We start from the raw sequence: 22,428 nt of genomic DNA, 5'->3' as shown, positions 1-22,428 counted from the left end.
GCCAAAAGACCCCTGCTCGTCGTTGCAAATGCTCGCCATAGCCCGGGCTATGGCTGTGCTTTGCGCCTAGATCAGGTGCCTTTTGACGCGCTGCTCGGACATGCTCGAAATACTCTCAGCCTCTGAATTCCTGAACCCGACCCTTCATACCCATGCCCAACATCGTCGTTCACCCAGTGATCATGGCCGGCGGCAGCGGCACGCGGCTGTGGCCGCTGTCGCGCGCGCAGTACCCGAAGCAGTTCCTCGTCCTGCAAGGAAACCGCAGCCTCTTTCAACAGGCAGTCACACGCCTCGACGGACTCGCCAGCGCAGACATCGAAGTCGCCGCACCACAGGTCGTCGGCAACGAAGACCATCGTTTCCTGGTGCTCGATCAGCTGCGCGAGCTCGGAAAGGCCGATGCCAGCGTTTTGCTCGAACCCGTGGGCCGCAACACCGCGCCTGCCATGACCATCGCCGCCTTGCAGGCAACCGACGGCAGCGCCGACCCCGTACTGATCGTCTCGCCCGCGGACCAGACCGTCACCGACGAGGTCGCCTTCACGACGGCGTTGCAGCAGGCCGTGCGCGCCGCGGCAACGGGCGCAATCGTGATCCTCGGCATCACGCCTGACCGGCCTGAGACCGGATTCGGCTACATACGCGCCGGAAGAGCCAATGGATCAGATCCTGCCCTGCCCGTGGCGCAATTCGTCGAGAAGCCCAACCTCGACACCGCGAAGCGCTACCTTGCCGAAGGTGTCTACTACTGGAACAGCGGCATCTTCGTGGTACGCGCTTCCGTGTGGCTCAAGGCGCTGGAGAAGTTCCGCCCCGACATTGCTGCCGCGACCCGCGCGGCGTGGGCGGCAAAAAGTGTCGACTCGAGTTTTATCCGCCCCAGCAAGGCTGAATTCCAGGCCATCCCCAGCGAGTCGATCGACTATGCCGTGATGGAGAAATGCCCCGGTGGCGCGTCCTTCGACATCCGCATGGTGCCGCTCGACGCCGGCTGGTCCGACCTCGGCGCCTGGGACGCGGTGTGGCAAGTGAGCCAGAAGGATGCCGACGGCAACGCCTCGGTCGGTGACACCTTCGTGCGCGACAGCCATGGAACCTTGGTGCACGCGACGAGCCGACTCGTGGGCGTGGTGGGCCTCGACAACATCGTCGTGGTCGAGACGCCCGACGCCGTGCTCGTCACCGATCGCGCGCGCAGCCAAGAGGTGAAGCACATCGTCGGGCACCTCAGCGGCTCGGGTCGCACGGAGCAGAACCTGCACCGGCAGGTGCACCGGCCCTGGGGCTGGTACGACAGCATCGATGCCGGGTCGCGATTCCAGGTCAAACGAATCATGGTCAAGCCGGGCGCGTCGCTCAGCCTGCAAAAGCATCATCACCGCGCCGAGCATTGGATCGTGGTGAGCGGCACGGCCGAAGTCACCAACGGCGACCAGGTGATCCTGCTCACGGAAAACCAGAGCACGTATATCCCGCTGGGCACGGTGCACCGGCTGGCCAACCCCGGCAAGGTACCCCTCGAAATCATCGAAGTGCAATCGGGCAGCTACTTGGGTGAAGACGACATCGTCCGCTACGAAGACACCTATGGGCGCGTGAAGTGACGCGCCTACGGATTGAACTGAAAGCAAGAGAAAAATGAAGATCACCGTCATAGGCACCGGCTACGTCGGACTCGTCACAGGCACCTGCCTCGCCGAAATGGGCAATCACGTTGTCTGCCTCGATCTGGACGTCGAAAAAATCCGCATCCTCGAAGATGGCGGGATCCCGATTCACGAGCCCGGTCTGCTGGACATGGTCACCCGTAATCGCGCAGCAGGGCGTCTACAGTTCACCACTGACATCGTCTCGGCCGTCAACCACGGAACGCTGCAGTTCATCGGCGTCGGCACACCACCCGACGAAGACGGCTCCGCCGATCTCAAATACGTGCTCGCGGCCGCCCGCAACGTGGGCCGCCACATGACCGACTACAAGGTCGTCATCAACAAGAGCACCGTCCCGGTGGGCACGGGCGAGAAAGTGCGCGCGGCAATCGCCGAAGAACTGAAGCAGCGGGGCTCGACGGTCGACTTTGCCGTGGTCTCGAATCCCGAGTTCCTGAAAGAAGGCGCCGCGGTCGAAGACTTCATGCGGCCCGACCGCATCGTGGTCGGCGCCGACGACGAGCGAGCGATTCTTTTGATGCGCGCGCTGTACTCACCTTTCATTCGCAACCACGACCGGCTGCTCGTGATGGACATCAAGAGCGCCGAGTTCACCAAGTACGCGGCCAATTCGATGCTCGCGACGCGCATCAGCTTCATGAACGAACTGGCCTTGCTGTCTGAGAAGGTGGGCGTGGACATCGAACTCGTGCGCAAGGGCATCGGCAGCGACCCGCGAATCGGCTATCACTTCCTGTACGCGGGCGCGGGATACGGCGGCTCGTGTTTTCCGAAGGACGTGAAAGCCCTCATCACCACGGCCAACCAGAACGGCATCGAATTGCAGGTGCTCCAGGCCGTTGAAGCAGCCAACGAGCGGCAAAAGCACATCCTCGTGGACAAGATCGTCGCCCGCTTTGGCGAAGACCTGCGGGGTCGCCAAGTCGCAATCTGGGGTCTGGCCTTCAAGCCCAACACCGACGATATGCGCGAAGCCCCGAGCCGCGTGGTCATCGCCGAGCTGGCTCGCCGGGGTGCGAAGCTCAAGGCATACGACCCGGTGGCCATTCCCGAGGCGCGCCGCGTGATGTCGGACGTGCCGGGTCTGAGCTTCGTGGACAACCAGGCGCAGGCGCTCGAAGGTTCGGACGCACTCGTCGTGCTGACCGAATGGAAAGAGTTCAAGAGCCCGGACTTCGAGCTCATCAAGTCTTCGCTCAAGCAGCCGGTGGTGATTGACGGCCGAAACCTCTACGACCCCGACCTCATGCTCGCACTGGGCATTGAGTACACCGGCATCGGAAGGTCGGCCAAGCCGCGGGCTTGATAGCGCGGAACTGGGCGCTGGCTCGCGCTGGCGCCACGATCTCCGCCACGTAACCTGTCACCTGTCCTGGATGCACTTCGGCCAAGCATCGTCGAGGTTGCAACAAGCCGCAACTTCAGTCGGCGGAAATCCTGACTGAATCGACAGGAAATTGTCCGAACCGCCCCCAAAAAGCCCTGGCCCGATCCCTGCACACGCGATGGCAGGTTGGTTACCCAACGGTGCCGGTAGAAGAAGACAAGGCCGTCGTGCTGTTGAGTCGGTTTCTTTCAACGAGCGCGCTGTGCCCGCCCTTCGGGGTTGGTTTCGCAGCGCCCTGTTTTCTTCACGCCAGGCTGCGAGCGGTTGTCTTGGAGTGACGAATGAGAGCCCTTTTCGAGCGAATGTCAGTACAAAGCGTGTCCATGACAACCTGTGTACTGGTTGCCGCGATGCTGACCGCCTGTGGCGGCGGTATCACCGACGGCTCCGCGACCGCTTCGGCCGCCTCGCTGATCGCAGATGGCGGCGGCACAGCGACCTCGCAGCCGACGCCCAACCCAGCCCCCTCTGACCCTGGCATCAGCGCCCCCGCGCCGACGTCGGCCCCAGCCTCTCATGGTTCTGGCACCAGCGCTCCCTCACCGGCACTCGGCAGCATCTCGCTGAGCTGGACTGCGCCCTCGACGAACGCTGACGGATCGCCCGTGTCCGACTTGGCCGGCTACCGTGTGTACTACGGCACGATGCAAGGCCTCTACTCTGACAACGTCACGATCAATAACCCGGCGACGCTGAGCACCACGATCAGCAATCTGCCAGCCTCTACGTACTATGTCGTCGTACGCGCCTTCAACCAGGTGAACGCCGAAAGTCAGGCTTCGGTCGAAGTCAGCAAGACAATCATGTAAGTCGCTGCGCTGCAGGCAGGAAGCCTGTCGCAGGAGACCCGCAGCGGGCGCGCTGCAGAAACCGCAACGACGCTTCAACACAGCGTCATCGCTTCGAGCGCGCCAAGTACCACGAGACATCGAGTCTCGAGGGCAAGCTGGGATGACGCTGGATGCCGACCTTCTCGGCATCACGGTGTAGGCAGAGATGCTCCGCACGTCAGGGCAAATGTTCATATCCCACGAGTGAAGTGCCGGCCTTCGTTGTCGAGGCCATATTCTCTGCTCTCCATAAATCACAGGGAGAGATAGAACAATGCGCACCTTGCTCGCAGGTTTGAGCCTTTTCGCCGCGGCTGCAGCCGCTCACGCCGTGCCGATCGCCACGCCAAGCTCCTGGGAGACCACACTTCAGGCACGTGACATCAACCACGATGGCCTCATCGATGCCTACTACGACACCTCGACAAACCTGAGCTGGCTGGCCGACGCCAACTATGCCGGCACCAGCGGCTTCGCTCCTGCCAGCATGTTCACCTATCCGCCGAATGTGGAGGGCGCGATGAACCGGGATGTTGCAGTAGGGTGGGCAGCGTCGCTCGACATTTATGGCGTCAAGGGCTGGCGGCTGCCGCGTGCACTCAGCGTCGCCCCCGTCGATTGCGCACACAACCAAGGACGTGGCATTCAGACCGGGCTGAGGTGCGAATTCAGTCCGGAACCGGGCATCAATGAACTGGTCGACTTGTATCACCTGCTGGGTGGCTCGAAAGGACCTTTCCTGAATGCGTGGCTCTACGGCCTGCCCGGATACCTGATGGAAAGCAACTATACGGGCCCAGAGGCGCCAGGCTATAACCTCGACATCCTGACATCGGGTCCGACGGAGATCATCCTGCACGAAACCTTTGCCGGCTACGCCTGGGCTGTCCGCGACGGCGACGTCATGGCAGTTCCCGAGCCGTCGACCTATGGCTTGATGATGCTCGGAATCACAGTGCTTGCGTTGCGTCGGCGCCAGAATAAGACCGGACGCGGACTGAGTTAAACCAGGGCGGCCTCAAGTCTGAAGTGCAACACCTACCAGAAGCACTACGCTGGAGGGCACGAGCACGCGGGCGAGCGAAGGGTTCAGTTCGTCCGCCTTGTATGCGCTTGCGATATGGACTGCGACGAACGGATCGCATCACGATAGATGGTCAGTATGCGATCGACTTTCGCTTCCCAGTCGAATTCGCGAAGCACCTTGTCGCGGCCGGCCTGTCCCATGGCCGCGCGCAATGGCGAGGATTGAGCGAGCCGGACCATGGCGTCGACCAGCCCTTCGATCATGGCTGCGCGCGAGCTTGGCTTGACCAGGATCCCGCAACTCGGATCCACATAGTCGGCTGGCCCCCCCCAATCGGTGGCGATCACTGGCAGGCCGAGAGCCATCGCTTCGAGCACCACTGCGCCACCGCACTCCATGAGGCTGGGAAGAATCAGGCAGTCCTGCTGGGCGAGCTTGCGCGCGCAATCCGCCTGCGTCATCCACCCGGCGAAAAACACCTTGCCGGCTTCTCCCTCCGCGGTCGCTGTCAACTCCAGTTTGTTGGCCAATGATCTGAGGTCAGCCGCTGCTGCACCGTCACCGATTACCTCCAGCGACATCGGCGCCTGCTTGCAAGCCACGGCGAAAGCGGTGAGCAGCAAATCTACCGCTTTCAGACCAATAAGCCGCCCGAGAAATACGAAACGCGTGACCTCGCCCGCCTCGTTCAATCGAGCACGGCCGGATTGCTTCCAAAGCGACAGGTCCACCCCGTTCTCGACGAGTTCGATCACGTTCGCAGACGTGCCCGTCGGCAAAGCGTCCCGCGTGCGACCATTGGCCACCAGCAGTGCCGCCGCTCGCCGTTTTCCGGGGATGAGCCAGTTCATGAAATTGGCAGCGGACCGGCCGACATCCACGATTCGATCGACCAGCGCTCCCTTCTGCTGGCGAAAGGCAGGCGGAAAGTCCATGCCGCCATTCATGGGTCCGATCACGACGGGCGCACCCAACTCGTAAAGCAAGGAAGGCTCTTTGGGCGACACCGGCATGGGCTGGTGCACGATCGAAATTCCAAGGCTGCGGATGGCACGACGTGCGATGCTGCGCTGTGTCAGCTGCGTCACGATGCGCAGCAGATAGCCGGTCGAGAAATGAGCCAGTCGCGTCGGCAACAAGCGCCCGGCGCGCCAGAGCCCGCGATGAATCCAGGTGTCCTCGATGTAGATGATGTGGTCCGTATCGACCGGATAGGCCTTTTGCAGCTCATCGCGAACACGTGCATGCGTGACGAGCCACACGGGAATGTTTCGCGAACGCAGGACACGGTAGTAGTGCAGCGGCAATGCCGCCTCTCCACCGAAGCGGGCCGATGCGTGTTCGGCGACGATCATGACGCGCAGTGGCGATTCAGTCATTGGGGGTGAGGTCGATTGTCAAGAAACGGCTCGCGACCAAGGCAGCAGACGATCTGCCGTCACCAGATTGCGGGCGAATCGCTTTTCGACCAGATGAAAGACAAGCATCGCGACGAGCAATGACGCCAGCAATGCCATCACGCGTGTGGCGATGAAATAGACCGCCCCTTTTGTAGACACGAAGGTGGACACGAGGAGACAGACAATGGTGATGACGGCGTAGTGCGTGAGGAAGATGGAGTACGAACGCTCTCCGAGCCACACGAGCTTGTCGTTGGACAATGTCCGCGAAGCGCGGGTCCACTGGTCGATGGCCGAGCCGACAACACCGAAATACACAAGACCCCATCCCACATGAACGTTCAGTGCATCAACCATGCCACTGCAACCGACGATGAACAGGCCGAGGATGGCGGCGGATCGGCGCAGCACCTTGGGAGCTTCTGAAGTGGCGAGAAAGACACCAGCTGCAAAGCTGGACAGGTAGGTCACGAACGGCCTGATCCCTGGGAGGGCCAAGGGGCCGGCGGCCCAACTGCCGGGATACACGAGAAGCGCCCCGACGATCGAAGCGGCAAAAAAACAGCGCACGGCCAATTTGGCGTTCTTTGTGGAGGCAATCAATATCACGATGGCGGGCGCGCACACGTAGAACATGAGTTCAACAGTGAGGCTCCACCATGCAAAGTTGTGCGCCCGATTGCCGAAGTACATGATGCCGGATTGTTTGATCCAGTCCATCAAGTCGAAAACGGGCAATGCGGAAACCTGGGTCCACCAAGTCGGGTAGGTCCATACCAGCCACACCGACAGCCCCGACAGCAACCACGCCACGAAAAAAGGCGGGTACAGACGAACGATCCGCCGCCAACAATAGTGCGCGATATCCATGCGCCGTCCGTCGCGAAGGTAGGGCCGCAGCAGCACCACGCCGCTCAAGACAAAGAAAAGCTCCACCCCTGATGCAGTCAAGCTTCCCAGGATGTGCCCCACCCACGTGTAGCCATTCTTGACGAGGGTCTGCGCAAAACTCGAGACGCCCAGATGGTGAAAAACCACCAGGCCGACCGCCAACGCTCGAAGACCATCGAGCGAGTGCAAGCGCGCGACACTGCCACTTCTGTCGGTTATCCCGATAGCCGTCACTGCTGAATTCGACGTCAGCATGGCACGCTCCCCTTGGCCAAAGCGCCGGGCGCGATGCCTGGGTCCAACATGTACTCGGCACAGGCATTTCGAAGGCAACGCCGCCCAGCGGGATGAATGCTCAAGCACGACCACGGTCGACCTTCTCGGACAAGGTGAAGCCAGAGAAGGCTCAAGAGCCCGATCAGGGCTGGGTCAGCGTGGCTCAGGTTCCGAAGGTCCAGTGTCAGCCGACGCCGATCAACGGCTGCCTCGGCAAGCACAGATCTCAAGGGCGCGATATCGTTTGCCGTCCAGGCACCGGAAAGCGTCAACTTCATCGAGTCGACACCTTTTGTGAAGTTGCAGGTGGCCTGTTCGCGGCGCGTCGAGCGTGCGAAGCACCGCACAAAAACTTGCGGGACGACTCGCGTCAGCAGCAATCGGCCAAACACCATCGCATCGTTCGCGTAGCGGCGCCAGAGTGCTGGCTCTTCCTTGATGCGCCAAAGCCACTCGAAGCCAATGCGCCCCATCCATGAGGGTGATTGACGCACCGTGCCGGCGACGAAGTTGACCACCGCGCCGAGGTGGCTCACGACCGGGGTGTGCAAGCGGTCGAGATTCCGTTCGATCCAGGCCTGCCCCTTTTGCGCACCCAGCGACACGACGAGAAAGTCCGCCGCGCTGGCGTTGATGCGGGCGATGCGATCTGCGCCGCTCATGTCTTCGATGGATCCGAAGCCAGGCGCATCAAAGCCGACGCAGCGCAATCCTTGGGAACGTGCATTGAGTTGCTCACACGCACGAGCAGCCACGCCGTCCGGACCGCCGAAGAAAAACACCTTGATCGGCGTCGCCGTGCGTTCGCGCAAGCGCTCGAACAAGGTCGATCCTGCGACGCGCTCAGGCATAGGAATGCCCAGCAGCTTGGCCACCCAGATCAGGGGCATGCCATCGGCGATATTCAAGTCGCTGTGAAGTACGGAGTCGCGGAACTGCGAGTTGCTCTGCGCCGCGATGGCGAAGTTCAGGTTGGGCGTCGACAGAAAGCATCGATTGCCGGATGCCGCCGCCGCGCGGACCTTTGCCACCGCACCGTCCATGTCGATGGCATCGAAGGGCAACCCGAGAATGCAATGGACATCACGACTGAAGTCCGGAGCCAACGCCCTTCTCCCGATAGATTTCCTGCGTGGCGCGCTTTTTTCCGACCAACAGTGAGCGCCATTGATAGTGGCGCACGAAGCGGCGGAAGGCCTCGTCGTCGTAGCGCGGCTTGCGCTGGAGCGCCGCCTTGATCCAGCCCCACAACATCATGCTGCTGCCGATCAGGGCCGGCTTCTCGCCGATGCGATTCACGGCGCTGGCGAGCATATACAGGAAGCCAGTGCCCATGAAATACTGGCCGAAGCCATGTCGCATGCGGCCGGTGAGAATTCCGGTCTGACTCGATCCCATCGGCCGCAGGTGCACGAAGCGCAGCTCGGGCTCGTCCCAGCTGCATGCCACCCAGCCCATCATGCGGCAGCGGTGGCAGTCGATGCCATCCCACATGACTTCGCGCACGAAACCGCCTATGGCCTTGAAGCGGTCGACCCGGTAGAACTTCGTCATGCCCAGCGAGGTTTCGTCTCCATGGTTCTCGGCCACGAGTTCACTGCCTTGGCGCACATAGGCTTTGCCGCTGCAAGTTGCAATGAGCTTGTTCGCTTCCATACGCTGCATCAGGATTTCGAAGTAGCGCGGCGGGAGGTTCAAGTCGAGATCTAGCTTGCAGAGGTAATCGTAGTCGTCGGGATCAATCGATTCATAGCCTTCATAAAAAGCTTCGATCACTCCTGGACCGACAGCACGGCGACCGCGATCCTTGCGCGTGACGATCGTGATCCAGTCGTACTTGGCTTGGTATTGCGCAAGGACGCGTGGGGTGTCATCGGTAGAGCCGTCGTCAACGATGACCCAGCGTGTGGGGCGCACCGTCTGGGCGATGACGGTGTCAAGCGTCTGCCGCATGTACTCGGCTTCGTTGCGACAAGGAGAAATCAGGACGTAGCGCTTGCTCATGGGATCAGATTCATTTCCGCTCAAGGGCTAGAGCTTGTGGCCAGGGAACCGAGTTTGTTTAAAGGCCTGCACGGCCGCATTGGCGATGCGGCCGAGCCACTACAACACCTCGGAGCGCCTCAGCCTGGGGAGGCGACGGGGCCAAGCCCGCTCAGCCGCTTTCGATCGGTGGCCGACAGTGCCCTGAGCAGCTCCGCCACGAAGGCATCGTGAAGACCATAGGCCCGGGACGACTGGGGATCGGGCGATGAAACGCGGAACAAAAGACCGTCTGGGATCTGCCCGGTCAGGCCAAGGCGCACCTCCACAATGCGGCGCTCGAGATTGCTCTTGACCGCCTCATCGCCCATGGTGAACCAGTAGGTCACTGGTTCCTTGTAGCGCCCGCGACTGGTGTCTAGACGGCGAGCATCAATGCTGCCAAATGGTGTTTTCACAGGCGAGTCGAATTTTTCGTTGAGTTCGAAGCCCTGTGCGGGATAGCAGATTTCTGGCTTGTGAGCGGCGAGGTCTCCGCGCTGATCGTCGCCGTAGGCAATGGACAGCATGATGCGGTAGCCGGCGCTGTTGATGTAGGTGCGCGACAGCACTTGGCTATAGAGCTTGTCGAGGAGCTGCTGCGTCTGCGGATTGACCACCTGCGCAGTTTCGGCCGGAAGCTCGCGCCAGTCGCCGAATTGCCGCGGCACCACGGTTTCAAGCACGTAGCGCGGACGCCCCCCGTTGTTCGCCTTGGCCGATGGCCGGATCGCAAAGCCGCCGATGGCTGTCAGTGCCATCAATCCGGTGAGGACTATCGATCTGCGAACCATTCCCATCGTGCGAGCCTCTACAGAGAAGTGGGATTGTATGTTCGCCCTGCAGCGGAGCAGCCCCATGACTTCGGGGGGCTGCGGCAGCGAACTCCGTGAGCAAAGTCGAAATCAGCATCGGAAAATCGGCCCGGAAACGGCGATCGTTTTCGATGTACCAGGCGCGGGCCGCGGCACCGATACGTTCGCGACGGTCGGGCGACCAGCTCAGGACATCGGCAACCGCTTGTTCCAATGCTGGCAGGAGCACCTTGTAGCGATGACCAAGGCGAAAGGGCTCTCCATCACCGGCTTTCACGACCACGCCGCGCTCAGGCGTCACCAACTCGTTCATCGGAGGAGCGTCCGTGGTGATGACGATGGCGCCAAGACTCATGCCCTCCACCAAGGACTGGCCGTAGCCCTCTACTTCGCTCGGAAGGACGTAAAGCGCATGCTCGCGCTGCAATGAAAGAATGGCTTCGTCAGACAGGCGCTCACTGACGTAGCGCACGTTCGGCAAGGTCGGTGCATACAGCACCGAGCCGGTATCGGGGACCCGCTGCACAACCGTGAGTTCGGTCCATTCGGGATGTCGCGCCCAGGCGTCGATGACTTGCCGAGTGCCCTTGTGCTCACTGCGCCCAGCAACGTGCAGCGCGCGCAAGGGAGTACGAGTGGCCGCCAATGATTCATGCCCGCGGTCTTCTGCAGTGAATCCGATCCACCGAGTGTCCTTGCCAAGCTCCTGGAAAGCGCGTTGTGCATCGGCCGTCTTGCACAGGACGAGATCAATGCCACTCAAATGCAGGCGGTGATCTTCGAGGAACCATTCCGGGTTCGGGATGAGCACGTTCCGATTCGCAAAAGGAAACCACCCCGGGTGCACTCGCTCGAGAAACAGGTTGATGTCATAGCGCGGAAGAAACCGGCCCAGAGCCTCGAGTTTCGCGAGCCGGGTCAGCCACTTGGCGGGTCGCACACCTCGGAACCAGTCGGCTTCGAAACCGGCGTCTTGTAGCAGGCCTTGCAGTAGCCGGGCGTCCACGCTCAGCCCGGCCCCGTTGTCCAGGCCAATGATGTTGACCCGCAATGGCCGTGGTCGCCTGATGCCCGGTTGTTTCGCTTTCGAGATAGAGGGTCGATTCGCCATAAGCCCCGTTTCGCTGCCTTGGACTGCAGACATCGCGCCGCAGTAGACCACAAGGCATGTAAGGAGCCGTGAAGCTCTGCTGCATCCACCAACAAGCCAGCCCCTGCGCGTCAGCCTTGTAACGACGAGCAGCGCCGGGCCGATCACATCACGGCCGAAAGGGAGAAATTTGGATTGATTTCTACGTGAAAACCCTTGGTCCGGTAAATGCGACAGCGTCACGCCCCAGTGGGGGCATTAGTGAGCCCCAATCGCCCTGGGTTCAATCGACAGCCATCGCCAGCCTTTCAGACCGCGCCAGCTATTCGATATTTCCCAAGACCCGCAAATAGTTACACATTGTGGATTCCGTTTACAGATGCGCGAACAAGCCAATCGACCAGCTTCCGAAAACCTGTATGCCCCCGGCGCAGCGCGCTTCAACTCCGGTTGGACAACGTCGGGAGCAATGTTCGAGCGACTTCAACGCCCCTGCGTCACACCGACCCCGTCGGTTCCTTCGCTCTCCGTACCGCGAGCCTGCCGGCTTCCGTGCCAGTGCTTGTGAATCTTTTTGATTAATGGAGCGATACATGAGAACCTTCCTGGGCCGGGCAGCTTTTGCCCCCGTTTCGATCAGCCTTTGCATCTCCCTTGCCGCATTGTTGAGTGCGTGCGGTGGTGGCAGTGCTGACTCCGTGAGCACGGCTCAAAGCACGGACGATGGTGTTGCAAGTGCAAACCTGGCGCGCCTGGGCAGCGCCCCGATCAATCAGATTGCTCCAATGCCGGCAGGCGTGACGCCGCCCAAGACCACCCTGCCCGCGCCGACGCCCGACCCAGTCTCGCCGACTGGAACGATGTCGGTTGAATGGGTGACCCCGACCACCAGCGCAGACGGCCTGAAAATGGCAGACTTGGCCGGATATCGCATCTATTACGGAACAGCAAGCGGTACGTACACGAATACGATCAACGTGCCAAGCCCGAGCACACTGAGCTACACGATCAGTGGCTTGCCTTCGAACACATACTTCGTTGTGGTCAAGGCTTACGACACATCGGACAACGAGAGCAGCCCTTCCGTGGAAGTGAACAAGGCTATCCGCTAGGGACCGCGTCGCTGATCTGTCCCGCAAGACAGATCGAACATCATCGATGTCTCCGTCAGGGAATGCTGGCGAATTGAGGTTAGATTCCGCAAGGCCCGGGAGGTCGGTGTCGAGTGGATTCCAGATTGGAGCAAACGAAATGAAAACGATTTTGAAAACCGGTTTGGCCGCAGTGGCCATTGCCTTGAGCGCATCGGCGTCGGCAACGGTCTATTACGTCTCGGATTGCCAGGCTGGCGCGGCCGCTGGTTGCGTGCCCGGCAACGACGCCAACGCCGGAACGAGCATCGATGCCCCGTGGCGAACCATTGCCAAGGCGCAGACCGTCATCGAAGCGCTGAAAGGTGGCGACGAAATGCGCTTTGCACGCGGCGCGGCTTTCACCAACGCGAAGCTGAAGATCTTTAATCCGAACAGCCGCGCAGCGACACCGTTGATTTTCGACAGCTATAAGCCAACCTGGGGAGCAGGCACGCAAAAGCCAATCTTCATGGCTCCGACGGGCACGAACGCGCTCCAGTTCGAAGACTCGGGCAATGCCGACCACGATGAGGGCTACGTCATTCGCAACCTCGATTTGCGCGGTTCGGGCAGCAGCACCGGCATCTTCATCTACAACGATGCTGACTACATCACGCTCGACAGTCTGGACGTCAGCAATTTCTCCGTTGGCGTCAATTGCTCTGAATCCAATCCGCCTGCCAACGCCGCAAGCAATGCGCGCAATGAATACATCACGCTTCGCAACTCCAACATCAGCAATAACATTGACATTGGCTATCTGGGTGGCTGCTACAACGTCCTGATCGAGAACAATCGCTTCGACAACAACGGCTTCAATCCCGGGGCTCTGCTGAACCGAAACCACAACATCTACATCAGTTCCGAAGGTGAAAATGTCGTCATTCGCGGCAACAAGTCGACACGCAGCGCAGTAGGAGCGGGCCTTTGCCAGGGCGTGCCGATCGTGGTGCACGGCGTGCAAAAGGGCCTCGTGATCGAGAACAATTACATCGATGAATCCACTGGCGCACACCCGGGCTGCTACGGTATTCAAGTCGCAACCGGCTACGGCAGCGTGGCTGAATCCTTTCGTGGCGCCATCATTCGAGGCAACAAGGTCATCAACGTAGGCGGCATCGGCATCGCAGTGGGGTCATGCCCGGATTGCGTCATCGAGAACAATTTCATCGTCCGGGAAGCTCCTGGCATTTTCATCGGCATCGCGATGCCGGATGGCACACCCACAGGTGGCGATGCGCTCGACACCAACCTGACTGTCCGCAACAACTCGATCTATGCCGCGTCCCCTGCCTATGGCAGCGCCGGCATCCGCGTAGAGACCTACGGGGCCACTCACAAAGTGGTATCGAACCTGATCTATTTCGGAGCCGGAGCTTCCAACTCGACATGCTTCAGCACCAAAGGTCTGACACTCGCAGGCTTCACGGCATTCGACAACAACCTCTGCTACACCGCCGGTTCCGGAACGTACAGCACGGGCTACGCGACCCTTGCCGCAGCACAAGCAGCAGGCTTCGACAAGAATGGCTCGAACAAGGATCCGATGCTTCAGGCCATCCCATCTCTTGCGAACGGCTACGCGATGAAGGCCAAGGACGGCTCGCCATTGCTCCAGGCCGGAAATGCGGTCTACAGCGTGATTTCGGGCGTTGTGAACATCGGCGCGTATGACAGGACGCCTCCATCGCCCCCCCCGAGCGTGACCATCAAATAAGCTCCACAATAGCGCAGCCTACGACGCGACGTCCCTTGATCGGGGCGTCGCGTTTTTCATTGGTAGAAGCAATTGCCCAGGCACTCGAAAGACACATGACCGGCTACGAGCGCAAGACTTTTTCCTTGCTGCTCCTGCAAAGCAGGGCGATGTCATCAGCCACCGCCCGAATACCCCCCACTTAACTCTCCTGAGTGGATCGATTGGAAAAGTATTCGATTACCGCCTGCGCCAACGCGTTTGTCGAGTCGATGTACAACGACGGCACCAAGGCGCACTGCCTTTGCATTCCGATTGGAATCTCCGTGCAGCCCAGGATAATGATGTCCGCCCCGCGATCCAACAACCGCTGCGCCGCGGCTTCGAAGGCTATCTCAGCTTTGTCGATGATGTTGGCCTTCACGAAGGCGATGCCGGGAGAGACAAAATCGGCGAATTCCTGCTCCCTCGGAGCAAGAACCTCGTAACCGATCTCACTCAATGCTCTTGCATAAATGCCGGTTCGATGGGTTCCCAGGGTCGACATGACGCCCACACGCCTGGCCGATGGATTCTTCTTGCTCACGCAGGCCACGCTCGCCCGCGCAATGTGAAGCACGGTAACGCTGGACTCGGCCTCGACCTCATCGAACCAGTGATGAGCACTGTTGCACGGGATGCAGATCGCCCGTGCACCAGCGTCACTCAGAAATCTGACGCCTTCGAGCAACTTCGGCAGAGGTGACAAGCCCGCACCGATGATGTTGTCCGTGCGATCCGGCGTCGAGCAGTCGCCATAAAGCAGGATGGGAATGTGTTCCTGATCGCAGGTGGCCGCCGATTCCTGAGCGAGCTTCCTGAGAAAATCGGCGGTGGCCAGCGGCCCCATTCCTCCAAGCACGCCCAGAAAGTCCTTCATGCCGCCACTCCGACACGCGCTGCGGCGTCTTGCTGCGGCCCGATGGCGCCGTAGTAGAGCTCGTAGAGTTTGAACATCAACCAGCCGCATCCGCCGAAGAACAGGCCCAGCGGAATCAGCAGAGCTGGCGAACCTGGCACTCCGAAATGGACCAGCAGCGCTTTGGCCCGAAGAACCATGTTGTGGAAGACGAATACGACCAAGGATATCTGCCCGAGCACGCTCAAGAGGTTGATGCTCACCCTGACCGGTGCGACGTAGCGTTCGTAGTTCGACAAGGCGACGCTGATCAAGGACGCCGCAAGCAGCAAAGTTCCGCCGTAGAAGATCCACTTCCACAAAGGCATTCGCGCGGCGTCGTGCAGCGCCCAGAAACTGCCGGTATCCATGTACACAGAAATCAGCCCCACGATCGTCACCGCGCATCCGGACAGCAGGAGGCGACGCGTCAAGTCGGCCAGCGGCTGCTTGCCCAAGGACCATTGATAGAGGTAGTACCCAGCCGCCAAGCCCGAAAATGCGCCCACGGACATGTTGAAGTAGTTGAACTTGGCCACCAGCATCAGACGGCAAAGCTGGACAAAACCCACTTGCTCATGGCTCAGAAAAAGCCATTGCGCCGTTTGATAAAGCACATAGGTGGCGACCAACATCACGCTCATGGTCCGGTAGATGTGCTTGCGGTTCAACGCGATGACCTTGAACCACAGCGGGGCCGTGGCGAGTGCGAGCAGGTAATACAGCAGTGCACTATAGAAACTGGCGAAGAAGGTCGTGGAGTCGAACGGATCGCCGCTCATCATCAGCATGCTGATGTCAAGGGCCGCACGGATCATCACGCCGATGGCAACCAGCCCCACGCCCTGGCGCAAGCCCCGCTTGGACTGCGCTGGATCGGTGAGATACATCGGCAGATAGATATAGCCCAGGCTCAGGCCAAACAGCATTGCGAATCCCGGCGTGGCCACGTTGAACAATGGCATCAGCACTTCCACCGTCCCGTGCAAAGAGTCGGGCAGGCGATTGAGCAACCCGTCGATCCAGTGTCCGGCCACAAGAATGATGACCAGGATGCCGCGCAGGACGTTGACCAGGAGATTGGTCTTCACTTTCGGAGGCATCCGCACCCCCTCCAGCGACGGAGCATTCCCGTCCGCCATGTCCGATATCTGACGAATCGACCAGCCCTGAAAGATGCCACGGGCAAAAGCATCGGGGATTCCCAGGCGCTGCATCCGCACCAGCGCGCTGATCGCGGTCAGAGAATCCCCGCCGAGTTCGACAAAACTGTCGTTCACACCGACGCGCTCATGCCCGAGCACGCCCTTCCAAATGGCGAGCAGTTCGGCCTCAAGCGGGTTGCGCGGACCGTCACACGCACCGGACGCAGCCACGGGTTCAACGGACGACGACACGTCCGTGGGCTTGAGTGCCTTCTTGTTGACCTTTCCATTGGGCAACAGAGGCAAGGCGTCCAATATGACGAAGACCGATGGCACCATGTTTTCCGGCAGCCGGGCACGCAGGTAGTCGCGCAGCATATTCGTCGCCGCCGCGTTGCCGGCCCGCGTTGACTCTTGGTCGAACGCAACATAGGCCGCCAAGTACTTGATGCCTTTCGCATTCTCGTGCGCCACCACGGCGGCCTCTTTGACTCCCGCGCAAAGCCCGATGGCCGCCTCAACCTCGCCCGGTTCCACGCGCACGCCGCGGATCTTGACCTGGTTGTCCATGCGGCCTCGCATGACGAGCAGCCCATCCGCGCGGTAACAGCCGCTGTCACCAGTGAGGTAGATCAAGTCGGCCGCGTCGTCGCAGTCCTTGCGAAACGGGTTGGGAATGAAAGCCTTTGCCGTCGCCTCCGGCGCGTTCAGATAGCCGAGAGTGCGAAATGGCGTCCTGATGGCAATCTCGCCAATTTCGTGCACGCCGCAAAGCCTTCGATTGCGGTTGAGGATCAATATCTGCGTCTCGGGCTGCGGACGGCCTATCGGCTGCACGCCTGGCTCCGGCTGAAACACCTTGTGGAAACACTTGATCAGGGTCGTCTCTGTCGGACCATAGAAGTTGGTGATCAGCGGCCCGTCACCGAGAACCGCTCGAAAATTCAGGATCAGCGCATCGGTCAGCGGCTCTCCCGCCAAGAACACGCGCCGCAGACTTGGCAGGCGCAGTTGTGCAGGCACATGATTGGTCCAGGCGCGCAAGAGCGACGGGACCACGTGGAGGATGCTGATCTGCTCCGACGCCATCCACATCAGGATTGCGGACGGATCGAGGACCTCGGCCTCGGCGGGGATGCACAAGGTGCCGCCACTGGTGAGGACGAGGAACATGTCCCGAAGCACCATGTCGAAAGACAGGGTCGTGATTTGCGCCGCGCGATCGCCTGGGCCGATGTCAAAGGTCTTGCGCTGCCAGTCGAGAAAGTGCGCAAGCCCTTGATGCGAGCCGACGACACCTTTGGGCACACCAGTACTGCCGGAGGTGAAGAAGATGTACGCCGCCGCATTGGGAATCAGCACAGGTAGCTGCGTCGCGGGCGATGCGGCGCATGCTTTCGAGGAAACGAGCCCGGTCTCCGGATCGACGGTGATGACCTGCACGCTATCGTCGATGCCACCGGGCTCTCCAATGCGCACCAGGAATTTGGCGCCGGTCTGTTTCATCATCACAGCTTGGCGCTCGAAAGGAAGCTTGGGATCGATGGTCAGCAGCGTCGCACCGCTTCGAAATACGCCAAGGACAGAACTGACGACACCAAAGCTGCGCGGGCCTGAAACAGCCACCACATTGCCGAGCGCGACACCGGCCCCACACAAGTGGGCAGCGAGTTGGCCAGAACTGCGATCCAGATCGGCGTAAGACCAGGTTTTTCCCGACTGGCGAATGGCGACTTCATCTGGCCGGGTCGCCGCGATCGAAGCAAAGGACTCCGTCAAGAGTGGATAGCGCGGAACGTCGATGGCCGCCGTAGGGTCAGGCAGCCATGTCGACGCCAGTGGGGTCATCAGCGAGTAGTCGAGCACGCGAAGATGCGGCGACGCGATGGCTTGGCGAACCAGCATCTCGAACTGCGCCAAGAACTCTTTCATGCGCTCGACGAGAAACAACTTACCGTCGAATTGGAGTTTGACGCTGAGCGACAGGCCGCTTTCCACCCACAGCAAGGACACGCCTGCAACTGCCGTGAACGAAGTGGCGGCGGACACCTCTTCGCCAGTCCCGAACACAAACACGGTGGGCACTACACCCTCGTTGGACTTTCCCGCGTCGGTCTCTTTTGATGAGGAGCACGCCGCCACGACATCGGTCAGGCTCGTCTGTTCGTGAATCTCGCATGACACCGGCTTCATGCCATCAGCCTTGCGCCAGACGCCAATGGTCAAGGAAGACTGGTTGGTATGGCGGTGCAAGATTGAAAGGAAGCACGCCAAGCCAACAGTTGCCGAGGCTTGCGAGTCAAGCGTTGCCTCAAGTTCGATCCGCCCGGATTGCGGGTCACAGCGGCCGTGGTCAGGGGGCAGTACGAGCCATGTTTCGTCGGCTTCCGATAGGTTGGTTGATTCACGCGCTGACTTACCGGCAATTTCGACGCTGGTCTTCTTTACTGGGCCTTGCAATTCATTCTCCCGTTGATTCCGTGAGCAGCAACAGTTCCATCGGCCTATTCAATGTGCAGGCTGCGCGCTTGAGGAACTGTTTCAGCCTGTCCATTTTGGCGCATCCATAGTCGCAGGCCGGCAATGCCGTGGCCTGGCCGCCACCCCTGAATCGGCCCCCTGGGACTGATCGGTGACGGTCAAGGCGCTGAGTTTCGGCGATTGAAAGGTATCCTTCCGTCTTGGCCGGCATCGGCCGTCATCGTGGCATCGACGATGATCAGCCTGGTGTAAAAGGCGCCCCGACAGACATGGCAGTCGTATGCAGCAAACCCCAGACAATCCTCAGAAGAATGGCACGGCTCACTCGGTCTTTCCCTACTACGCAGCGCTAGGGGTGGCGGTCTTCACAGCAGGCCTGGGCTGGCTGGCATTCGTGGCGGGGGTTCCTTGGCCGGCCGTCGCGCTTTCGGCGCTTGCCGTCGGTGGCGTGACTATCGCAGCATTGGCTGCCGACCGCCGGGAACTCGATGAATCGACGCGCAAGTGCCAGTAATAGAAGACAGGGTCGTTGGTGAAAGCAGCAGGAAAAGAGAGCTCGAATCCGCAGCGGATTCTGGTTCGAGCACTTCTCAACAGCATCCGTAGCTATCAGGTCTACAAGACCCGCTCGGGCATCATTGCCCGTGTGCTTCGTCGGCTGGCTCGTGTCCGCTATGAAGTCCTGAGCATCATGACGGGTGCGGACATCGGCATCGACGCGAAGTTCGGATCCAACCTTCGACTCCCACATCCCGTGGGAGTGGTGATTCATCACGAAGCAATTCTTGGCGATGACTGCATGCTCATGCAGCAGGTCACCATCGGCATGGTTGAGGACCACTGCGTCCCGCGAATCGGTTCGCGGGTCTACGTCGGCGCCGGCGCGAAGATCCTTGGGCAAGTCATTATTGGCGACGATGTCCGCATCGGCGCAAACGCGGTAGTGCTGTCCGACGTTCCTGCCGGAGCGACGGCAGTCGGCATACCGGCAAGAATCATTCAAGTCCCGAATTCCGCGTAGACGAACTGCACCATCAATGGAATCCCATGGATTCCACATATTCAACTGAGTCATGCGTTGGCGACAATGAGGTCTAATTGCGGCGCGGACAAAGTCGCCATGATGCAGCCTCGATCGAATTGGTGCTTGCCCTGTGGAGTCGAGACTCTCAAATGGTGGGTTCGCGAACCAATACAAAAACTCAGGAGGACTTGGCGGAATGTCCGTTCATGCACTGCTCTATCGGCTTTATCAGCCGATACCCCCGTCACTTCGCGCCGAGCTGAAATGGATTCAGGAAGCATTGCGAGAGCTGCGCCGGAAGGCCCAATTCTGGAAATGGGTACGCGTGGACCTTTCGCCTCCGGGCTGCACGCACGAAGTCCGCTATTCGGGCAGAGGCACTCAAACCGAAGTCGTCGAATTGCAACTCAGCGGCTCATCCCAAAGAATGAATGATTGCGACCCTGTCGCAGTCAGTGAATTTCCATTGCCAGGCTCGCTGCGCGTCCCGCGCTTCATTCAGCCTGTCGTGCCTTTGGACTTGCCCTTGGACGACCTGCTCGCGTGCTACGGCGACAAACTGCGACGCGTCGTACGGCAGCAACTCCTGAAAGCGACGATCGTACGGGCGGCAACACCTCAAGAGATCGCGCACGCCGACGAGACCATGCTGCAACCATACGCCCGAGCCCGCTATGGGCCGGGCGCGGACCAGTTGTCGCGCACGACCGTCATGAACATCGCCACCCGCCCCGATGGTCGGATGGACATCCTTCACTCCGATGGAGAAGCCGCGGCATGCCATCTGGGCTTCAAGAGAATACGCAAGGGCAAACTCTACTGGAATGCGATCCGGTTCGGTTTCGCGGAAGCGATATTCACCAATTCAAAGCGACTTCACGAAGTGAATTCGGTCAATGTTTTCCTCGCAACGAAATACGCGAAAGAGAACGGCTTTGACTATTACGGCTTGGGCGACTGCCTCGCACGTCCTGACGACGGTCTGCTGCACTGGAAGCGCCGCCGCGGCGGCATTCTCGACGCAAGCCAGTGTCAGGAGTGGTTTTACGTGCGACTTCCCGAGCGAGGCGCCTGCTCATTCCTATGGAATACGCCTCTGTTTTCGGCGCAACTGCGAGGCGCGAAACTTACCTTGCACATCGGCATTCCGAAGGAACGCAGCGATACGGATGTGCTGGCACGTTATCGCGAAATGAGTTTCGGCGGACTCTTCGAAATGGTGATTCATACTGAACGCCCGCTGGCGCAAACGCTTCTCGACGCGCTTGGCGAATTGTTCGAGAACATCACGCCCGCGCCTCGAGTGACAGTCAAGAAGCTCACCGCATGAGGCGGCATCAAGCCCACTGCCCCGTCGCCCGTTGTGCCTTGGCTTCGCAGGGCGTTCAGCCAGGCATTCAACCCGCCATCAGTGTCTTCAATTTGCCTGCTTCGACATCGACGTGATGCATGCGCCATACGCGCTCAAACGCTGAATCACCCATTGCCGCCAGAGTGTTGGCAGGCGCCTCGACGCAAGCCAGCATGGCATCCGCCAGCGCATCGACGTCGCTCGCCGGAAACAACCATCCAGTGTCGCCCGCGCAGACCAACTCCGGAATGCCCGCAAGGTAGGGCGCGATGACTGGACGTCGGCTCGCCATGGCCTCCATGATGGCGACAGGCAGGCCCTCGGAGAGACTCGGAACGACGAGAGCAGTCGCGGCAGACATCTCGGCCCTGACACCTTGTGCATCAAGCCAGCCGGTGATCCGCACGCGATCGGCCACGCCAAGACGCTGGACCAAGGCCTGCACGTCAAGACGCTGAGGACCATCGCCGACCAGGACGAGATCGAAAGGCTTGGACGAAAGCCGCACGGCTTTCGCCATCGCCTCGATCAGCAGCAGTTGCCCCTTTTCCTTTGATAGCCTGCCGACGCAGACGAAGCGCACGGCGTCGGTGGAAGATGTCGTCGACTGCGCACCGTACCCTGCTTCCAGGCCACATCGGACGACTTGCACGCGTGGCCATAAGGCTTGCGGAATCCACCTGCAGATCTGGCTGCGGCCGTACGAACATACTGCGACGGCGAATACCGATCAGCCGACGGTTTCTGCGAGTCCGACTTGAGCCGGCCGGTCCATGATGTCTGATCCGTGGGCCGTGAAGCTGTACGGTGCCCCACCCAGCGCGCGAACCAGCATGGCAACTTCGGCGGGATTGGTGGCGAAGTGAGCGTGCAAGTGGGTTGCGCCACTTTGCTGCATCCACTTCTTGATAACGCATGCTTCGAGCAGATAGGCCACGTGGACAGGAAACCGCTTCTCCGATTGGCGCGACATCCCCCAGGCCAATTTCAGCGCCCGAAGGAAAGCCATGGGCTTTGAGACGGCCGTGCTCAAAGCGGCACCGAGCAAAGGCACTACACCGCCTTTGAGTACATAGCGCGTCAATACGCGCTCCGCGAGGTCGACAGAGTCGACCAGCGGAATGTTCCAGCCGCGCAATGCGATGCGGTCGACCGACACGCCCAATCTCTCCAAAGCATGGATCTCTCGCCGGATGAAGGTGTGGCTAACGGCGGGGTACTGGTTGATCAAGTAGGCGACTCGCACGGAC

General features: G+C 60.4%; 19 protein-coding genes. 9 read left to right on the top strand and 10 right to left on the bottom strand.

Translation table 11 applies throughout. The annotated features are described in order from the left end of the window. The first annotated feature begins 152 nt into the window (after window positions 1-152). From AC30NL_RS02800 to AC30NL_RS02785, 4 genes are all read left to right on the top strand, one after another. A complete protein-coding gene (locus tag AC30NL_RS02800; protein ID WP_489462492.1) occupies window positions 153-1,607 on the top strand; it encodes a mannose-1-phosphate guanylyltransferase/mannose-6-phosphate isomerase in 1,455 nt (484 codons plus the stop codon). A gap of 34 nt (window positions 1,608-1,641) precedes the next feature. Next, window positions 1,642-2,979 carry a UDP-glucose dehydrogenase family protein gene (locus AC30NL_RS02795; RefSeq protein ID WP_489462491.1) on the top strand — a complete coding sequence of 446 codons (1,338 nt, stop codon included), beginning with the start codon at window positions 1,642-1,644 and terminating at the stop codon, window positions 2,977-2,979. Between the two features lie 404 nt (window positions 2,980-3,383). Then, window positions 3,384-3,869, top strand: coding sequence for a fibronectin type III domain-containing protein (locus AC30NL_RS02790; RefSeq protein ID WP_489462490.1), 486 nt, complete (start codon window positions 3,384-3,386; stop codon window positions 3,867-3,869). A 295-nt stretch (window positions 3,870-4,164) separates the two neighbouring features. Further along, the gene (locus AC30NL_RS02785; protein WP_489462489.1) at window positions 4,165-4,896 is read left to right on the top strand and encodes a PEP-CTERM sorting domain-containing protein; all 732 of its coding nucleotides are present in this window, start codon (window positions 4,165-4,167) and stop codon (window positions 4,894-4,896) included. Window positions 4,897-4,979: 83 nt separating this feature from the next. Here the strand turns inward: AC30NL_RS02785 and AC30NL_RS02780 are convergent, their stop codons facing one another. The 6 genes from AC30NL_RS02780 to AC30NL_RS02755 form a co-directional block, all read right to left on the bottom strand. Further along, window positions 4,980-6,296: a glycosyltransferase family 4 protein gene (locus tag AC30NL_RS02780; RefSeq protein WP_489462488.1), complete on the bottom strand. Its 1,317-nt coding sequence runs from the start codon at window positions 6,294-6,296 to the stop codon at window positions 4,980-4,982. Window positions 6,297-6,314: 18 nt separating this feature from the next. Beyond that, on the bottom strand, window positions 6,315-7,463 hold the full coding sequence (locus AC30NL_RS02775; protein WP_489462487.1) for an acyltransferase family protein: 1,149 nt from the start codon (window positions 7,461-7,463) through the stop codon (window positions 6,315-6,317). Continuing rightward, the gene (locus AC30NL_RS02770; RefSeq protein WP_489462486.1) at window positions 7,457-8,590 is read right to left on the bottom strand and encodes a WecB/TagA/CpsF family glycosyltransferase; all 1,134 of its coding nucleotides are present in this window, start codon (window positions 8,588-8,590) and stop codon (window positions 7,457-7,459) included. Before AC30NL_RS02770 ends, AC30NL_RS02775 begins: the two co-directional genes overlap by 7 nt. Next, the gene (locus AC30NL_RS02765; RefSeq protein WP_489462485.1) at window positions 8,568-9,488 is read right to left on the bottom strand and encodes a glycosyltransferase family 2 protein; all 921 of its coding nucleotides are present in this window, start codon (window positions 9,486-9,488) and stop codon (window positions 8,568-8,570) included. The genes AC30NL_RS02770 and AC30NL_RS02765 overlap by 23 nt, the downstream gene beginning before the upstream one ends. A 119-nt stretch (window positions 9,489-9,607) precedes the next feature. After that, the gene (epsI, locus tag AC30NL_RS02760) at window positions 9,608-10,267 is read right to left on the bottom strand and encodes an exosortase-associated protein EpsI, B-type (RefSeq protein ID WP_489462484.1); all 660 of its coding nucleotides are present in this window, start codon (window positions 10,265-10,267) and stop codon (window positions 9,608-9,610) included. After that, a complete protein-coding gene (locus tag AC30NL_RS02755) occupies window positions 10,185-11,372 on the bottom strand; it encodes a glycosyltransferase (protein ID WP_489462483.1) in 1,188 nt (395 codons plus the stop codon). The genes epsI and AC30NL_RS02755 overlap by 83 nt, the downstream gene beginning before the upstream one ends. A gap of 737 nt (window positions 11,373-12,109) precedes the next feature. Between AC30NL_RS02755 and AC30NL_RS02750 the strand changes: the two genes are divergently transcribed. After that, a complete protein-coding gene (locus AC30NL_RS02750) occupies window positions 12,110-12,523 on the top strand; it encodes a fibronectin type III domain-containing protein (protein WP_489462482.1) in 414 nt (137 codons plus the stop codon). A 139-nt stretch (window positions 12,524-12,662) separates the two neighbouring features. Then, entirely contained in the window at window positions 12,663-14,261 is a 1,599-nt protein-coding gene (locus AC30NL_RS02745; protein WP_489462481.1) for a right-handed parallel beta-helix repeat-containing protein, read from the top strand. Between the two features lie 181 nt (window positions 14,262-14,442). Here the strand turns inward: AC30NL_RS02745 and cuyB are convergent, their stop codons facing one another. Further along, complete coding sequence (gene cuyB / locus AC30NL_RS02740; RefSeq protein WP_489462480.1) at window positions 14,443-15,159, bottom strand: cysteate racemase; 717 nt, start codon at window positions 15,157-15,159, stop codon at window positions 14,443-14,445. Further along, window positions 15,156-18,548 (bottom strand): amino acid adenylation domain-containing protein, encoded by a 3,393-nt coding sequence (locus AC30NL_RS02735; protein ID WP_489462479.1) that lies wholly within the window; start codon window positions 18,546-18,548, stop codon window positions 15,156-15,158. Before AC30NL_RS02735 ends, cuyB begins: the two co-directional genes overlap by 4 nt. Window positions 18,549-19,083: 535 nt before the next feature. Between AC30NL_RS02735 and AC30NL_RS02730 the strand changes: the two genes are divergently transcribed. The 3 genes from AC30NL_RS02730 to AC30NL_RS02720 all read left to right on the top strand — a co-directional run bounded on the left by AC30NL_RS02730 (window position 19,084) and on the right by AC30NL_RS02720 (window position 21,157). Next, a complete protein-coding gene (locus AC30NL_RS02730; protein ID WP_489462478.1) occupies window positions 19,084-19,317 on the top strand; it encodes a hypothetical protein in 234 nt (77 codons plus the stop codon). An 18-nt stretch (window positions 19,318-19,335) separates the two neighbouring features. Beyond that, window positions 19,336-19,824, top strand: a complete 489-nt coding sequence (locus tag AC30NL_RS02725) for a serine O-acetyltransferase (RefSeq protein ID WP_489462477.1) — start codon at window positions 19,336-19,338, stop codon at window positions 19,822-19,824. A gap of 199 nt (window positions 19,825-20,023) precedes the next feature. Further along, window positions 20,024-21,157, top strand: a complete 1,134-nt coding sequence (locus AC30NL_RS02720; RefSeq protein WP_489462476.1) for a hypothetical protein — start codon at window positions 20,024-20,026, stop codon at window positions 21,155-21,157. Between the two features lie 67 nt (window positions 21,158-21,224). Here AC30NL_RS02720 and AC30NL_RS02715 read toward each other — a convergent pair whose 3' ends face one another. Continuing rightward, on the bottom strand, window positions 21,225-21,830 hold the full coding sequence (locus AC30NL_RS02715; RefSeq protein ID WP_489462475.1) for a glycosyltransferase family 4 protein: 606 nt from the start codon (window positions 21,828-21,830) through the stop codon (window positions 21,225-21,227). 78 nt (window positions 21,831-21,908) lie between these two features. Beyond that, window positions 21,909-22,424 carry a hypothetical protein gene (locus tag AC30NL_RS02710; RefSeq protein WP_489462474.1) on the bottom strand — a complete coding sequence of 172 codons (516 nt, stop codon included), beginning with the start codon at window positions 22,422-22,424 and terminating at the stop codon, window positions 21,909-21,911. Window positions 22,425-22,428: the final 4 nt, after the last annotated feature.

It is taken from the genome of Rhizobacter sp. (assembly GCA_021153565.1).
Taxonomy (GTDB): Bacteria; Pseudomonadota; Gammaproteobacteria; order Burkholderiales; family Burkholderiaceae_C; genus Albitalea.
Note: the sequence above shows the minus strand (reverse complement) of the source record. Positions and strands in the feature narration are given on the sequence as shown.

Bases quoted from the DNA above. Each gene is read 5' to 3' on its own strand.
- AC30NL_RS02800 (WP_489462492.1), top strand. From the start codon at position 153: ATGCCCAACATCGTCGTTCACCCAGTGATCATGGCCGGCGGCAGCGGC.
- AC30NL_RS02795 (WP_489462491.1), top strand. From the start codon at position 1,642: ATGAAGATCACCGTCATAGGCACCGGCTACGTCGGACTCGTCACAGGC.
- AC30NL_RS02790 (WP_489462490.1), top strand. From the start codon at position 3,384: ATGACAACCTGTGTACTGGTTGCCGCGATGCTGACCGCCTGTGGCGGC.
- AC30NL_RS02785 (WP_489462489.1), top strand. From the start codon at position 4,165: ATGCGCACCTTGCTCGCAGGTTTGAGCCTTTTCGCCGCGGCTGCAGCC.
- AC30NL_RS02780 (WP_489462488.1), bottom strand. From the start codon at position 6,296: ATGACTGAATCGCCACTGCGCGTCATGATCGTCGCCGAACACGCATCG.
- AC30NL_RS02775 (WP_489462487.1), bottom strand. From the start codon at position 7,463: ATGCTGACGTCGAATTCAGCAGTGACGGCTATCGGGATAACCGACAGA.
- AC30NL_RS02765 (WP_489462485.1), bottom strand. From the start codon at position 9,488: ATGAGCAAGCGCTACGTCCTGATTTCTCCTTGTCGCAACGAAGCCGAG.
- epsI (WP_489462484.1), bottom strand. From the start codon at position 10,267: ATGGCACTGACAGCCATCGGCGGCTTTGCGATCCGGCCATCGGCCAAG.
- AC30NL_RS02745 (WP_489462481.1), top strand. From the start codon at position 12,663: ATGAAAACGATTTTGAAAACCGGTTTGGCCGCAGTGGCCATTGCCTTG.
- cuyB (WP_489462480.1), bottom strand. From the start codon at position 15,159: ATGAAGGACTTTCTGGGCGTGCTTGGAGGAATGGGGCCGCTGGCCACC.
- AC30NL_RS02730 (WP_489462478.1), top strand. From the start codon at position 19,084: ATGCAGCAAACCCCAGACAATCCTCAGAAGAATGGCACGGCTCACTCG.
- AC30NL_RS02720 (WP_489462476.1), top strand. From the start codon at position 20,024: ATGTCCGTTCATGCACTGCTCTATCGGCTTTATCAGCCGATACCCCCG.